The sequence below is a fragment of the Anaerococcus jeddahensis genome (genome assembly GCF_001182725.1).
Lineage (GTDB): Bacteria > Bacillota > Clostridia > Tissierellales > Peptoniphilaceae > Anaerococcus > Anaerococcus jeddahensis.
The window spans coordinates 497,542-512,776 of the sequence record NZ_CWHU01000005.1 but is presented as its reverse complement, the minus strand read 5'-3'; the positions used below and the strand labels follow the sequence as shown (position 1 = coordinate 512,776).

Genomic DNA, 15,235 nt, shown 5'->3' with positions numbered 1-15,235 from the left:
TCCTAAAATTTTTAACTAAAACTAATAAGTAAAGAAAAATAGTAAATAAAATATAGTAAGTTAAACCAGCCTCCGCGAATAATCATATGTAGTCCCTTTGGCAATCTCTCAGCAAGAGGAGTGAGAATAATAAGAAATATAGGTGTAAATAAAACTTGCCATCTTGGAAATACTGTAAATCCAAGTAACATCAAAATTGCAATACCAATATTACCTAAACCCATAGTTACAAAAACTATTTTTGCTTGAAATTTTAAATATTTTAAAAATTCATCAAAAGCTCCCTTATTTTCATATCTTGATAAAAGACCTAAGTAGGCACATTGAATATGATAAGCCCCTCCCAATATCATACCAAAAACATTTATTAAAAATACAAACCAACCGATAGTTAAATACTTTTCTTGTATGCCCAAAACAATATGGAAAAACCCAATACAATAAATAAAAGCACATGTTGGACCTAAAAGACCACCAAGATATAATCTTTTTATGTTAACGCTTTTCATTATGCCAATAATATTATTTATAGTATCCTTGCCATCGTAATCATTTGGATCATAATATAGGGTCATGTCTCCCAAAAACATCAAGAATGAACCCAAAAGACCTATCAATATACTCTTATATAAAGTCACAGTTAAGCACCTTCTTTCACTTAGATGATATCAATTATCAGTTTAATTATAGCATATAACACAGATTCCTTTCAATCATATGGTTTGCTGCGTTAAACTAAACAAAAAAATAAAGGCAGCCCGAAGACTGCCGATACTTATCTCTCATCTCTCTAATTATAGTAAGTAAATAAAGAATTTCACTAGAAATACGGAAAATATAAACACTGTAAATAAGAATCGTGAAATGTATAAATACCATACGAAAAATCCTTAAGGTAAATCTTTCATGAATACCAATGGTTCTAAATATCTTTTAAATTTTTAAATAATCTCCCAGTTCTATAGACAGATTTAACAGGCCCTATTTTACAATTCAAAAATCTCATCTGCTACTTCATTTAAAAACTCAATATCATGAGAAACTATAAAATTTATTTTATCCTTATTTCTATATTTTTTGATTAATTCCGATATTTTCATCATATTGGAATAATCCATACCACTTGTAGGTTCATCGTAATAGACAAATGGAGAATCCTTACACATAAGAGATGCTATTGCAAGTCTTTGCTTTTGACCTCCTGACAAACTCATTGGATGCCTTTCTCTAAATTCGTCTAAGCCTAAATCTTTTAAAATGATTTTTGCCTTTTCTTCATCAAAATTCTTTACTCCTATACCAAGCTCTTTGAATACCTCATCTGTAAATAATTGATGATTTACGTCTTGCATAACAAGTGAAGATTTTTTAAGCCTTTCTTTCTTGGATAGTATTTCTCCTTTAAAATAAATTTCTTCTTTTGATTTTTTCTCAAGACCTATTAAGCATCTCAAAAGTGTTGACTTTCCACGTCCGTTGGATCCTATTATGCCATAAATTTTACCAAGTTTAAAAGAAATGTTTTTTACACTTAAATATTCACCTTCATCAAATTTATAGCTAAGATTTTTTATCTGATAATCTCCGCCTTCTTTTAAATAAGGAACTTCTAATTTGCTTAATTCTTTATCTCTTAAACTTAAAGCGTTCAATTCATTTTTATCAAACTTTAAAAATTCACTCCTCCTATAAATTTTTTTAAGTTTACCTTTATCTATCAAAAATACACGATCAACTATGTCCATCAAATAATAAATTCTATGCTCTGCAACAATTATGCTTACGCCTTTTTCTTTTAGTATTTTAAGCATTTGTGTCAAAACACTTATGCTTTTAATATCCAAATTTGATGAAGGCTCATCCATAACTATAATCTTTGTGCCCGCTATATAAGAAGCAGCAATGCAAAGAATTTGTTTTTCACCGCCAGATAAATTAAATATATTTCTATTCAAAAGATTTTTTATCGGGAATATTTCAAGCATGTCCTTTAAACGCTTGTCCATCTCTTCTCTTGCAAGTCCAATATTTTCTAAATAAAACAATAATTCTAATGTCGTATTAACATTAAAGAAATATGTCTTAGGATTTTGAAAAACAGTTGAGACAAGCATTGAGATTTGATAAAGCTCCAACTCTTTTATATTTTTACCATCAATAATTATTTCGCCCTTTGTCTTTGCGTTATCATACCTTACAGCTAATCCATTGATTGAATTTATTAAAGATGACTTACCGCTTCCGCTTTTTCCTGTAAATAGCACACACTCTCCCTCGGCTATTGATAGTGATATATCATCCAATATATGCACTTCGCCATAATCAAGACTTAAATTTTTAATTTCTACCATATTAAGCCTCCCACAATAAGTCCAGCAACTGCTAATACATAAACAAAATCAATTAGCTGTATTTTTGCTCGAATATATCTAGTCTTGGCAATTGGATTTTCTATCGCCTTTGTTTCTGCTGCTTTTGCAATGTCATCTGCAATGTTTGAAGATATAATTAGTAGTGGTACTGAAACATATTCAAGATATTTGATTGGGTTTTTAAAATTTATCCCCCTTACTCTCATAGCCATTTTGATGTTTTTCTTCTCCTCTTTAAAAGATGGGAAGAATCTAAACATAACTGCAATAGGTATGGAAAGATTTTTTGGAATTTTAAGCTTATCCATTGATGAAATTATTGCACCTACATCAGAGGTCTTTATCATGAAGCTAGCTGCCATAAATGGCAATAAAAACATTCTGAAGATAATAAATAAGCTTAAAAACATCTTAATTATTGGATTTATATTAGATAGCACCATAAAATTAGGTAAAGCATATAATATTGTGCATAAAATTATCCATTTAAAAAGTGTTTTTTTGTATCCATTTAAATAAAACAAAATACCAATAATACAAGCAATTGCTAGCTCAAAACGGATGTTTAAGCTATGCACAACAGTTAAGCCTGTAAGAAATACGACTAATATCTTACTTATTGGATTGGGATTAAAGGGAACATTTGAAGAAAAGGTAGGCATTATACAATGCCTGCTTTTTCAAAGTGTTTTTTCAATAGAGCCTTGCCTATATATGCTCCAATTATTCCTCCTAGAAAAGCACCTAAGGCTACTAAGGCCATGTGAGGATATGTTATTAGTTTTTCCATTGCATCAACATAATCTTTTCCCATCATTTCAATAGACATTTCCAAATATTTTTCTTTCGCTAAAAGCATTTGCATTAAAGAGCTACATATCCATGTGCTGAAGATTGCATAAGAAAGCATATTGTATTTAAAGGAATTATAATTACCAATCTTTCTAATTAATTCTGCTATTATCATTACTATAAGCGATAAAACTACAAGGACGTAGGTATGACCACATGCAAACATAACAAGTGGTGATATCATACCGAATATAAATAATGCCCATGGTTTTTGAACCTTAGCCATAAATAACATAACTACAGTTCCTGCAACTATGGCTAAAACTGTTGGGTAAACTAAAAACAATATTGGGATCATGCCCATCATGCCAACACCAAACATCAAGACGAAATAAATTACGGCAAAAACACCGATACTTACTAAATCTTTGACTTTTAATTTTTTATTATCCAATTTAAACCTCCTAATAAATAAATTCTTCTGTCATTTTTATTTTTCTTTTTATTTTATTTTTAATCATTTACATTCATATTTGAAAGAGCCTTTGCTTGCATTGCTAAACCTACCATTATCATAGTAAAATCTACAACTGGTTCTGTCCACCAAACAGCCGCTGCTCCAAATACTCTTGGTAATATAAGTAAGGCTGGAACAAGTAGTATTAGCTGTCTTAACATTACAATCATTCCAGCTTTTTTTCCATCCCCTATCGCTTGGAAAAAAGTTATTGTCATAATCATAATTCCATAAAGAATAAATACTGAATAGAACATTCTGAAATTATTAACTCCACTTGAAATTATATCCTGACTTACTTTAAATAAACCAAGTAACTGTTTTGAAAATACTTGTGCTGGTAACCAAAAAATTGCCGCAAGTACTGTTCCTCCTATAGAAAATATCTTCATAGTTTCCTTTACTCTATCGTATTGTTTTGCTCCAAAGTTTGTACCAATAATCGGCTGTAATGCCTGACTCATTCCCCAAATTGGTATAAATGAAAATCCATAAAATCTCAAAGTTGCAGACATTAATATTGCATTTGGATCTCCTCCATATCTAAAAGCTTGTCTATAAAGCAATGTTTGTTGAACCATGAAAAATACTTGCATGATCATAGCTGATACTCCTACTCCAAACATTTCCTTTGATATATCTTTTTCTTTTTTTATTTTCTTTATTTTTACATTTTCACTTTTACTCTTAAAATAATAAAGAGTAATAACCGCTTGAATTATTTGTGCTGTTACAGTTGCTATAGCTGCTCCCTCAATGGCATAATCACCCATTAATTTCATTAGTATTGGATCAAGAGCTATATTGATAAAGGCACCAAGTCCCATGATACTCATTGCTCTTTTCATAAGTCCTTCACCACGCATAACCATATTGGCTGACTGGGTAAAGTTTACAAAATTTGAGCCTAGAAATATTATTCTTAAATACCTTATGCCTAATGCCTTTATTTCTCCTGTTGCTCCAATTAAATCTAAAAAATATGGTCCTAGAAGTATTCCTCCTATTGTTATGATCGTTGAAAAAAATACAATCCAATAGATAAGATTTCCCATAAGCTTGTCTATAGTATCTTTATCACTCTTTCCCATGGCTCTTGATAAAATTGATGCCGAACCTATCCCTATAAGCGTTGCAATCCCATTATTAAAAAATGTAAGTGGCATAGCTATTGAGCAAGCCGCCATAGCATTCTCACCAATTATTTGTCCAGCAAATATTCCATCCATAAGTGGATATAGACCTATAACCACCATGCCAATTACTGCTGGTATAGATAATTGAAACATTAAAGACAATGGCTTCTTGGTCAACAACTGTTCTTTCATGTTTTGTTTCATTTTTAGTTCTTTCAATATATAAATTCTTCTGCCATTTTTGTTTTTTCTATTAAATTCTTGTAAACTTTTGATTTTTGTAAAAGCTCTTCATGTTTGCCTTCGCTTTCTACTTTTCCGTTTTCAAGAACTACTATCTTGTCTGCATTTTCTATGGATTTCATTCTGTGTGAAATGATTACAACTGTCTTATCTTTAACTAAATTATTTAAAGACTCTTGAATTTTTTTCTCGTTGTCAACATCAAGGCTGGCTGCTATCTCATCTAAGATTAATATTGGTGCATCTTTTAAGAAGGCTCTGGCTATTGATAATCTTTGTCTTTCTCCTCCTGATAGTTCAGCTCCGTTCTCACCAATAACTGTATCGAAACCCTTATCCATCTTTTCTATAAAATCTGTACAGTTTGCAAGTTTTGCTGCTCTTTTAACCTCTTCATCACTTGCATCTTGCTTACCAAGTCTAATATTTTCCATAACGCTTTGATTAAAGAGAACCACATCTTGGAAAACTATTGAAACCTTGTCAAATAGAGATTCTGTTGATATTTCTTTTATGTCTTTGCCGTCGATTAAGATTTGTCCCTCATCATAATCATAAAGTCTTGATATAAGTTTCAAGATAGTTGTTTTACCACATCCGCTTGCACCTACCAAAGCAGTAACCTCTCCCTGCTTAGCTTTAAAACTTACACCATTTAAAACTTTTGCGTCTTTATTGTAAGCAAACTCAACATCTTTTAGATCAATATCAAATTTTTTTAAGCTATAGTCATCGCCTTCTTGTAAATCTTGATTTTGAATTTCTTTTAATCTTTCAATTTTTGGCGTTAAATAAAATATTTCCATCAAGCCCGCTTTAGATGCATCTAAAGCGTCTTTTATCTTCATAGCAGCTAGTAAATATCCTATAAGGTAGAGAGAATTTATCTCTTTATTAATAATTAGATTTACGCCGACAAATATCACAACAGCAAGAGATATAAAGCTAAATATTGAAGATATAGACAAAGTTAAAATTGTAGTTACTTCGTACTTTAAGTGTACTCTCTCACTATCTTCCATTTTTTTATATAAATCATCTTTAATATCCTTCGATAAATTATATGCTTTAATCTCCATTTGCATTTCGATATTTTCTTGAAAGCTTTCTGAGTTTTTTCTTAAGACATCATAATGTCTATTCTGTCTATTAACCTGATATTTTTTAGATAAAGGTATAAATATAAAGCTTAAAATAGATGGAATAATTACAGCTAAACCCATCTTCACATTGCCCGCTAGCATCATTACAGACATTAATGGGAAAAACAGTACCATGCCGCCCACCTTTGGTATTGCGTGGCTCATTGCATGCTCTATGCCTGCAATATCAGCCATGATTGTTTGTGAAATGTCGGAAATATCATGCTTAGAAAAGTAAGATAGAGGTAATTTTGATAAATTCTCCGCTGTCCTTATTCTTAAATCTGCACTTTCTTGATAGGTTGTGTTATATAATTTATCGTATTCGATAGAAAGCAAAATATACATTGCTATCAAAGTCAAAACTGAGAATCCTATATAAAAGCCATTGCTTTTGCCCATATTTTCCAAAACTTCCTGAGCAAAAATCATAAGTAATATGGCAGGAAGCATGTTTATACAATAAACGAAAAATGTAGCCAGTGTTGCTTTACTTAAATTTCTTGCTCCTTTATCTGTAAGAGCAAATCTTTTTTTATAAAACTCTTTCATTTGAAACCCTCCATTCATTCGCACTGTTAAACATCTCTTGCAGGCTCTTATACCTTGTATCTTTTGACATTAATTCTTTGTCAGACCCTCTTTCTATAATTTTTCCACTATCCATAACAATAATTTCATCAAGGTCTTTAATTGTAGATAGTCTGTGTGCAATCATGATAACTGTTTTATCCTTCATAAGATTTTTGAAAGCTTTTTGCAATTCAAACTCGTTATCTGGGTCAATAGATGCTGATGCTTCATCCATAATAATAATTTTGGAATCCTTTAAAATTGCTCTAGCAATTGCAATTCTTTGTTTTTCTCCACCGGATAAATAAACACCTTTTGAGCCTATGATTGTATTTTCTTTTTCTGGGAATTTGTCTAATATTAAATCACATCCTGCTAATTTTAAGGCTCTCATAACGTCATCTTTCGTCGCATCTTTATTAGCTAAAGCAACATTATCATAAATGCTCTTCTTGAATAATTTTGAATCTTGAAAAACAAAGGAAACGGCTTTAATTAAGGCTTCATCAGAATATTCACTTATTGCTATCCCGCCTATCTTTATGCTTCCTTCATTAACATTGTAAAAACCTGATATAAGTTTTGCTACTGTAGATTTCCCTGATCCCGATGAACCGACTAGTGCATAGGACTTTCCATCTTCTAATTTAAAGGATAAATTTTCAATAACAGCTTTATCGTTATAAGCAAAGCTTACATTCTCAAATTCTATATTATAGTTTTTAAAATTATTGACATTGCCATGGACCAATTTGTCTTTTTGCATATCTTCGTAAAGTGCCTCTAAGGTATCTACTGCATAATTTCCTTGAGAAATATACATGGAGTACCACATTATTCTCGTGAATGAAACAAAGAGAACTCCTGATAAAAATATAATCATGATAAGCTCAAGTAAAATCACCTTTGCGCTACCTAAGCTTGTCATAAAATAAACTATAGGAATAATTAAAATTGCAATCAGTCCAAAAAATAACCATTGATATAAAACATAAGGCTTTTTACAAGATAGGGAATAATCATAAGCATACTTTGAGTAATCTTTTATCGCCTTATAAAAACTTTTAAAAGACTCTACATTTGCTCTAAATATTTTTACAACCTGCATTCCTCTCACATACTCAACAGTTTCAGCACTTAGTTTAGATAGGGCCTCTTGGTATATCTTCATAAATTTTCCCTCGCCCATCATCGCCCCTAAAATTAAGCCGCCAATTATAGTAAGAGCAAGCAAAGTTATACCAACCCTTATACTTACTATAAAGCCAAGTACAAGGACAAGTACGGGTGTAACTATTGCCTGAGAGCTATCTGGAATCATGTGAGCTACAACCTGATGAGTTTGTGCTGCATTATCATCTATGATCTTTCTTATCTGACCAGATGGATTTAAGTCAAAGAACCTAAAACTTGCTTTCTCTAAGCCATCAATCCCCCTCTTTCTTAAATTTGTTTCAAGCCTAAATCCCAATATATGTGAAAACAGTCCTGAGACAAAATAAAATATCGCTCCACTTGTTAGTGTAATAACAGATTTTAATGCTATGCTCTCTGCACCAGATAAATTTGAATTAATTATTAACTTATCTAGAAATTTGTAGATTAAATAATATCCATATACCGTAAGTACAGCAGATATAGCAGAAAAAACTATAGCTAAAAATCCGAGATATTTTTTATCCTGTACATAAGCAAATAGTTTTTTGTAAATTTTCATAATCATCTCCCCTTTCTTTGATGTTCCTTTTAGGTATAAATTTACTTATTTGATAATGCCTATCATTGTATTTTTATTATACATCGGTTATAATTACTAATACAATAGTTTTAAATTAATAAGGCTAATTGGAACATTGTCTAAAAGGGATAGGTGGATTATGACTTATTATGATTTTGTAAAAGATTATATGAAAGTAGATGAATGTAAAAACAATAAGAAGTATTCAAGTGCAGGCCACACTTTTTGTTGGAAAAAAGAGGACTCAACTTATGGAGAAGGCCTGTATTGGTTTTATGAAGGAGATGGATTTATTATTGATGTCCATGACTTTTATATAAGTGAAGAAGTAGTTCAAAATAATACTTATAGTATGGCAGATTATGTTTCAATATACACAAGCTACATAGTCAGCGCAAATGGGGAGAAATTCAGTCCTTATCAAACGCTTACCGCAAACTCATTATGCACACTTGATTTTGATAATATAAAAGATGACTTCCTATTTTTATTACATGAGAACTGCTATTATCTTGCTGTTTCCATAGGCTTTAAAAAGGAGTTTTTAGAAAAGCATCTAGCAGCTATTAATATAGATACAGAATCTTTTTATTCCACTTTGCTTCAAACAAATCAAATAATACTTACAAAGTCATTGGAAAAAGTGGCAATGGAAATCTTAAATTGTAAGATGGACGCCCCTGCCGCTGATTTTTTCTTTAAGGCCAAAGCAAATGAATGGGTAAGTATTGTGATTGACACATACTTAAATAGAAAAAAATATAAAATTGAGTCTGATGATAATAAAGCACTTGAAGATGTAGCAAGATTCTTAGATGATCATTTCGCAATGAATGTAAATCAGGAAACACTTGAAAAAATCTCTAAAATGAGCGGAACGAAATTAAAAAATTTTTTCAAAGAAAAATATGGTCAAAGCATTACAGAATACACTCAAAGAAAAAGAATGAATGTAGCTGAAACTCTTCTCTTAAATACCGAACTACCTATAAAGGAAATTGCTGAATCTGTTGGATACACATCCCATAGCAAATTTTCCATTTATTACAAAAGATACAAGGGGAAACTTCCTAGTGAGGTTCGTAATTTAGCTTGCAAACATCACAATTTAAAATGCGATTATTGTGATTAAACTAATTTTTATATTTATAGGCCTTTATCTTATATGAGTTTATGGATATTTGTATAGGTATATATAAATTTTGTAAAAAGCAAAAAAAGAGCAGCCTTTTAAGCTACTCTTGTAGAAAGTACAAAGCGAGTTAATTATATTTTTGTGTTTCCTCATACCAGCCCAAAAACTACTCTCACGTCCATATAGTTTTTTTGTGTCTTTTTGACATATCCTTCTTCATCTTTTTCAAATACAAAATGCTTGTAAAACTGCTTAAAATACAGGATTTCTAAATTTACATCTTTTGTATCAACGCTATAGCTTCCACATGGCTTGAGTGGTCAGTATGGATAAAATTTGAGATTTTTCAAAAGCCTCGTATGTGGAAATATGTCCAATCAGTATTCATCTTATGATCTATTATATCATTCGTAAGCACAGAAAAAACAGCCCATAAAAGAGCTGTTTAATTTATTTTCTTGTTTAAGTCGCATTACTTATATTAGATGACCTACAAACATTACTATAGGAAGTAATGTGATTAAAAGAATGTTTAACACCATAAACAATCTATCCTTTTCCTTTATCCCAAATATTAAACCTATTAGTCCAATAATTGGGCAAACAAACATTTATGTGAGTCCAGTTGGTCTTAAACTTGTATAGCTTTTAAAGATATCTATTGGCAGTAGGTAGGAAATCACAAATATTACGAGTCCAAGTAGAAATATCTTCTTGCTTAAATTTTCTTTCATAAAACCTCTTCTATTATTCTAAACTTCTAATTCTATCTACAAGACTGTTTTGACTGTGCTTTTCATAGAATCTACCTGTAAATATTATCCCAATGATTATATTTACAAAGTTTACAAGGATAAGAGGCATGATTACAAATTTATAAGAAGTCCACTGAGTCTGTTCCATAAAATCTATTAATATAAATTTATCTACAAGAAGCATAATGATTAAGGAAAATACTAAGCCACATAAAGAATAGATCAAATTCTTTTTCACCAAATATTTTTTGATGTTTTTCTTTGTCATTCCAATTGCTTCAAGGATTGATAAGTTCACCATGTTTCTTAATATTTCAGTAGCAATAACATTTATAAAATTCAGCACAGATATTAAGAATAATACTATAGATAAACTATAACCCACAAATTCTATAAGATTTTTGAAATCTTTAAAAGACTTTATCTGAAGATCTCTTGAATCGTAGGAAAATCCTGGTTCATTTTCAAAAGATTTTAATAACTTATCAAAATTTTCCTTTTCGCTATCTTCTACATCAAATCCATAGGACATTATACTATTATCTCCTGTAAGCTCTTTATATTCATTCGGATTCATATAAATATATTCCAAGCCTAAAGTAGGACTAGATTCGTCGTTTATATCTTCCTTAATTACAGGAAAATATCTAAGACCATTTGAAAAATTATATTCAACCTTGCCCATAACTTGGACTTCTTTGACTCTGTTTTTTACATTGATTTTTATTTTATCGCCAGTTTTATAGTCAGAATTATTTTTTATTTTTTCGCCTATAATAACATAATTTCCAGTTTGCCATTTTTCTTTATCAAACTCTCCATCTATTATTTTTTGTTTATTTATTAAATAATCATCTATTCCCAATAATATTGGAGCAACTTTATTGTTTTCTATTTTTATATCTGGATAAGCGTATTCATAACCATAGTAGTATAATGCTCCCCCAGCTTTAAATCCCTTTTGATTTTCTATTTCATCAATAAAATTATCCTTGATACCGTCCTCACTTCCTGAGTACATATACCTAAAATATTTTGGGCTTGCTATATTATAATCCGTTGCAATTACATCAGATATTCCTTTTTCTAAATCAATATTGCCTGTATAAGTTAAGACACTATTCAAAATAACAGCAGAAAGGCTAATGGAAAGAACTATTGATATAAATCTAAATTTATTGGAAAATACTTGTCTACTAGCAAGCTTGCCCAGAGAAATATTCTCACTCATATATTTCTTTTTTATCGTGGTTTCATTGTATCTGCTGGCATCTATTGGAGAAACTTTTGCTGCATATTTTGCAGGTCTCATAACTGATAGGAATACTGTAAGCAAAGTAAAGGCTGTCGAAAATAAGATAATTAAGATTATTACCATGAGTGATAATTTTACATCCGTTAACATCTCATTATTTGCAAATATTTTATTTAAAATAACTTTTCCAATAGAAATCCCTACTATATCTCCAACTATTATTGATGGAAGGGAGGCTGCTATAGACTCTAGATGAATAAGTTTTTTGATTTGCGGTTTTGTCATTCCAATTGTTTTTAAAAGTCCCAGAAGTTTAATATCTTCATTTACGGATATCTTAAAAATATTATTTATTATCAAGTATCCTGCGACTATTACCAAAATCAAAAAAGCTAAGAAGGGTATAAATGTTTTAAAATCAAAACTACTATCACCAGATAAAAGATATGCAAAGTTAACACCAATTCCTATTTCTTTGTCGGATAGATTTCCAGGGTCATCTACCACTTTATAACCATTTCTCTCTGCAATTTTTAAAAGTTTATCCCTTATCATAAATGCATTCTTTAGCATAACTTCCAAATCTTTATTATTTTCTGGAAGGGATAATTTATCTACATAAGCTTTTGATAAATAAATTTGTCCTACACCAACATTGGAGTCAATAGGATTTTGAAAAGTCCCTGATATAATAAATTTCTCACTTTTCTTTTCTGTAATTTCTCCTGTGTAAGGTTTCTCTATATTGTAGGGAACTTCTATTTCTTCACCAATTTCTCCCTTATAACCTAATTTTTTTGCAGTTGCTAAATCTATAAATACGTCGTTTTCTTTTTCAGGAAATTTCCCTTTAACTTTTTCTATTAGAGACCATTTATACCCATTTTTATCAATATAAGATAGCTCTGCACTTATTTTTTCATCATCAAGAATGCCAACTTTCTCTCTTATTGAAAATTCCTTTATGTCTTTATCCTTGGATAAAATATTTATATCTTCGTCAGAAAGTTCTTTAAAAGAGCCATGGCTGATTGTGCCAATAGTTTTCATTGTTTGGGTTTCCATGCTTTTCCCTAAACCTAATGCAACTGAAAATAGACTTGTAAAAAGTATAGATGTTAGGGCTATTGCTAATAAGAGAATATTTCTCCTACTTTTATTTGCATTTAAAATACTTTTTGCAAGACGCCTTATATAAGCTTTATTTTTGACTTTCATTTTTTCCCACCAGCTTTCCATCTTCTATCCTTATAGTTTTTTCTGCAGCTTGAGCGACGGCATCATCGTGAGTAATCATAAGAATAGTATTTCCAAGCTCTTTATTAATCTTTTTTAGTAAGTAAACAACTTGGGAAGATGATTTTGAGTCCAAATTACCTGTAGGTTCGTCAGCTAGAATTAAAGATGGTTTAGTAACCAAGGCTCTTGCTATTGCGACCCTTTGTTGCTGACCACCAGATAATTCATTAGGCATTTTATATTTTTGATCACTTATTTCTAGAATGTCTATTACGGAATCAACATATTTCTTATCTACTTTGTCCCCATCAAGACCAAAGGGAATAATTATATTCTCATATACATTTAGCATGGGCAAGAGATTATATGCTTGAAAGACAAAACCAATATTTCTTCTTCTAAAAATAGTTCTCTCATCATCTTTTAATCCATAAATATCAGTACCATCAATTAAAACTTTTCCGCTTGTAGGATAATCAAGTCCTCCTAATAAATGTAATAGAGTTGATTTACCGGATCCTGATGCTCCAATTATAGAAATAAATTCTCCTTTTTCCACGTCGAAAGATACTCCATCAAGAGCTCTTACTTCCACATCATTTGTTTTATAATATCTTTTTAAATTTTCTACTTTTAACATATCTATCACCTCTCTACATTTAAAATAACACTTATATCTTACAAAGTACTTACAAGACTTCTTACAGTTTTGTAAGAAAAAAGACTTCTCACAAAGGGAAGTCTACTGAAAATTTTATTCTGTTATTGTCCAAAGACGCTCTTATATTTCCGCCATGCTTTTCTATAATTTCTCTGGCTATAAAAAGACCTAAACCCAAACCGTCCTTGGAAACTGAATTTTTTCCTCTATAAAATCTTTCAAATATCTTTGGCAAAGTTTCTTCCGATAAGTCTTTGCACTCATTTTCTATGTCTAGATTATAGTTTAGGTAAGATTTATAAATTGAAATATTAATAGTAGAACCATTTGGCGAGTATTTTATAGCATTATCTAAAAGATTGTGGATAGCTTCTTTAAGCCATCTTTCGTCCAAATTGAAAATTAAGTCTTCGTCTTTTAAATTTATGCTTATACATTTTTCATCTAATATTACTTTAAATTCTCTCAAAACATCTTCTACTATGTCTTTTAAATTTGATTGATGTTTTTGTAAGGAAATAATATCTGATTCGAGCCTAGAAGATTTTACTAGGTTTTGAATTAAAAATTCTAGTTTATTAAGTTCATACTTTATAATTTCAAGATACTCATCTTTCGGATCATCTTCTAAAAGACTAATGTATAAAGAAAGGTTGGTAATTGGCGTCTTGGTTTGATGTGATATATCTGCTATTAAATCTTTTGTTTTACTTTTTTCTGTATTTATTTTCGCTTCTTTTACTTGGCTGGCATACAAAAACTTAATGAGCTTTGATTTTATTTTAGATAATTCCTTTTCATCAAATTCTGTGATTTCTAAGTTTCCATCCAAAGCCTTATCAATATAGTCTGAGAGTTCGCTCATTTCACTTCTCAATACAATATATTTATATAAAATAATTCCAATTATAAGAACTAAAAGACCTATTAAAAATTCCATTTATATCCAACTCCAAAGACTGTTTCTATTGGGTCATAGGGTTTGAATTTATTTCTTATTCTAGAAATATTGACACTCAATGTATTTTGATCAATAAATTCATCATCTATTCCCCAAACAAAATCAAAAAGTAGTTCCTTAGTAATAACTTGAGACTTGTTTTTTATCATGTAGTATAAAATTTTTGTCTCTGTCCTTGTGAGATCTATGTTTTTATTATCTACATAGAAAGTATTTTCATTGAAATTAAAGTCTAGGCCATCTTTCTTATAAAGATTTAAATCACTAGACACTATTTTTTCAAAAGCTCTCTTTATCTTTGCTTCTAAGATTCCTAGAGAAAAAGGTTTTGTTAGATAGTCGTCTGCCCCTAAATTTATGGCTGAAATGATATATGCTTCTAGATCTATGGCAGATAAAACTATAATAGGAATTGATGAATTTTGTCTAGTATATTTTATTATTTCAAGCCCATCTCCATCTGGTAAGTTCATATCAAGTAGAATCAAATCAACACTAAAAATAAAATTTTTGGCTTTGCTAACAGTGCTTACAGAGAAAACCTCATAATCTTTATTCAAAGCTATAGAAAGCCCTTTATTTAAATTTTTATCATCTTCAATTATTAATATCTTTTTCAATGAAATGCTCTCCCTCAGTTACAACCCTAATTATAGCAGAATAAAATCATTTTTATTAAAATAACCATTCAATTAACTAAATACATAGATATGAAA

The 15,235-nt window shown here is 30.2% G+C and carries 12 protein-coding genes and 1 pseudogene; 1 reads left to right on the top strand and 12 read right to left on the bottom strand.

All coding sequences use genetic code 11. The features are described 5' to 3' along the window. Positions 1 to 11: 11 nt before the first annotated feature. The 7 genes from BN2087_RS05500 to BN2087_RS05470 all read right to left on the bottom strand — a co-directional run bounded on the left by BN2087_RS05500 (position 12) and on the right by BN2087_RS05470 (position 8,492). Positions 12 to 638, bottom strand: a complete 627-nt coding sequence (locus BN2087_RS05500; protein WP_049690831.1) for a DUF6796 family protein — start codon at positions 636 to 638, stop codon at positions 12 to 14. A 348-nt stretch (positions 639 to 986) separates the two neighbouring features. Continuing rightward, positions 987 to 2,351 (bottom strand): ABC transporter ATP-binding protein, encoded by a 1,365-nt coding sequence (locus tag BN2087_RS05495; protein ID WP_049690830.1) that lies wholly within the window; start codon positions 2,349 to 2,351, stop codon positions 987 to 989. Continuing rightward, positions 2,345 to 3,034, bottom strand: coding sequence for an energy-coupling factor transporter transmembrane component T family protein (locus tag BN2087_RS05490; RefSeq protein WP_049690829.1), 690 nt, complete (start codon positions 3,032 to 3,034; stop codon positions 2,345 to 2,347). Before BN2087_RS05490 ends, BN2087_RS05495 begins: the two co-directional genes overlap by 7 nt. Continuing rightward, the gene (locus tag BN2087_RS05485) at positions 3,034 to 3,618 is read right to left on the bottom strand and encodes an MptD family putative ECF transporter S component (protein ID WP_049690828.1); all 585 of its coding nucleotides are present in this window, start codon (positions 3,616 to 3,618) and stop codon (positions 3,034 to 3,036) included. Before BN2087_RS05485 ends, BN2087_RS05490 begins: the two co-directional genes overlap by 1 nt. A gap of 59 nt (positions 3,619 to 3,677) precedes the next feature. Then, positions 3,678 to 5,021 carry an MATE family efflux transporter gene (locus tag BN2087_RS05480; protein ID WP_049691435.1) on the bottom strand — a complete coding sequence of 448 codons (1,344 nt, stop codon included), beginning with the start codon at positions 5,019 to 5,021 and terminating at the stop codon, positions 3,678 to 3,680. 11 nt (positions 5,022 to 5,032) lie between these two features. Then, a complete protein-coding gene (locus tag BN2087_RS05475; RefSeq protein WP_049690827.1) occupies positions 5,033 to 6,754 on the bottom strand; it encodes an ABC transporter ATP-binding protein in 1,722 nt (573 codons plus the stop codon). Further along, the gene (locus tag BN2087_RS05470; protein WP_049690826.1) at positions 6,738 to 8,492 is read right to left on the bottom strand and encodes an ABC transporter ATP-binding protein; all 1,755 of its coding nucleotides are present in this window, start codon (positions 8,490 to 8,492) and stop codon (positions 6,738 to 6,740) included. The genes BN2087_RS05475 and BN2087_RS05470 overlap by 17 nt, the downstream gene beginning before the upstream one ends. A gap of 160 nt (positions 8,493 to 8,652) precedes the next feature. On the opposite strand from BN2087_RS05470, the gene BN2087_RS05465 reads away from it, so the two are divergent. Further along, on the top strand, positions 8,653 to 9,645 hold the full coding sequence (locus tag BN2087_RS05465; RefSeq protein ID WP_049690825.1) for a helix-turn-helix domain-containing protein: 993 nt from the start codon (positions 8,653 to 8,655) through the stop codon (positions 9,643 to 9,645). A 479-nt stretch (positions 9,646 to 10,124) separates the two neighbouring features. Here BN2087_RS05465 and BN2087_RS09465 read toward each other — a convergent pair. The 5 genes and pseudogenes from BN2087_RS09465 to BN2087_RS05445 form a co-directional block, all read right to left on the bottom strand. Next, positions 10,125 to 10,382, bottom strand: a pseudogene (locus tag BN2087_RS09465) (hypothetical protein). Between the two features lie 13 nt (positions 10,383 to 10,395). Continuing rightward, on the bottom strand, positions 10,396 to 12,897 hold the full coding sequence (locus tag BN2087_RS05460; RefSeq protein ID WP_049690824.1) for an ABC transporter permease: 2,502 nt from the start codon (positions 12,895 to 12,897) through the stop codon (positions 10,396 to 10,398). After that, positions 12,860 to 13,537, bottom strand: a complete 678-nt coding sequence (locus BN2087_RS05455; RefSeq protein ID WP_049690823.1) for an ABC transporter ATP-binding protein — start codon at positions 13,535 to 13,537, stop codon at positions 12,860 to 12,862. Before BN2087_RS05455 ends, BN2087_RS05460 begins: the two co-directional genes overlap by 38 nt. Positions 13,538 to 13,625: 88 nt before the next feature. Continuing rightward, complete coding sequence (locus tag BN2087_RS05450) at positions 13,626 to 14,498, bottom strand: sensor histidine kinase (protein WP_049690822.1); 873 nt, start codon at positions 14,496 to 14,498, stop codon at positions 13,626 to 13,628. Beyond that, positions 14,486 to 15,139, bottom strand: a complete 654-nt coding sequence (locus BN2087_RS05445) for a response regulator transcription factor (RefSeq protein WP_049690821.1) — start codon at positions 15,137 to 15,139, stop codon at positions 14,486 to 14,488. Before BN2087_RS05445 ends, BN2087_RS05450 begins: the two co-directional genes overlap by 13 nt. Positions 15,140 to 15,235: the final 96 nt, after the last annotated feature.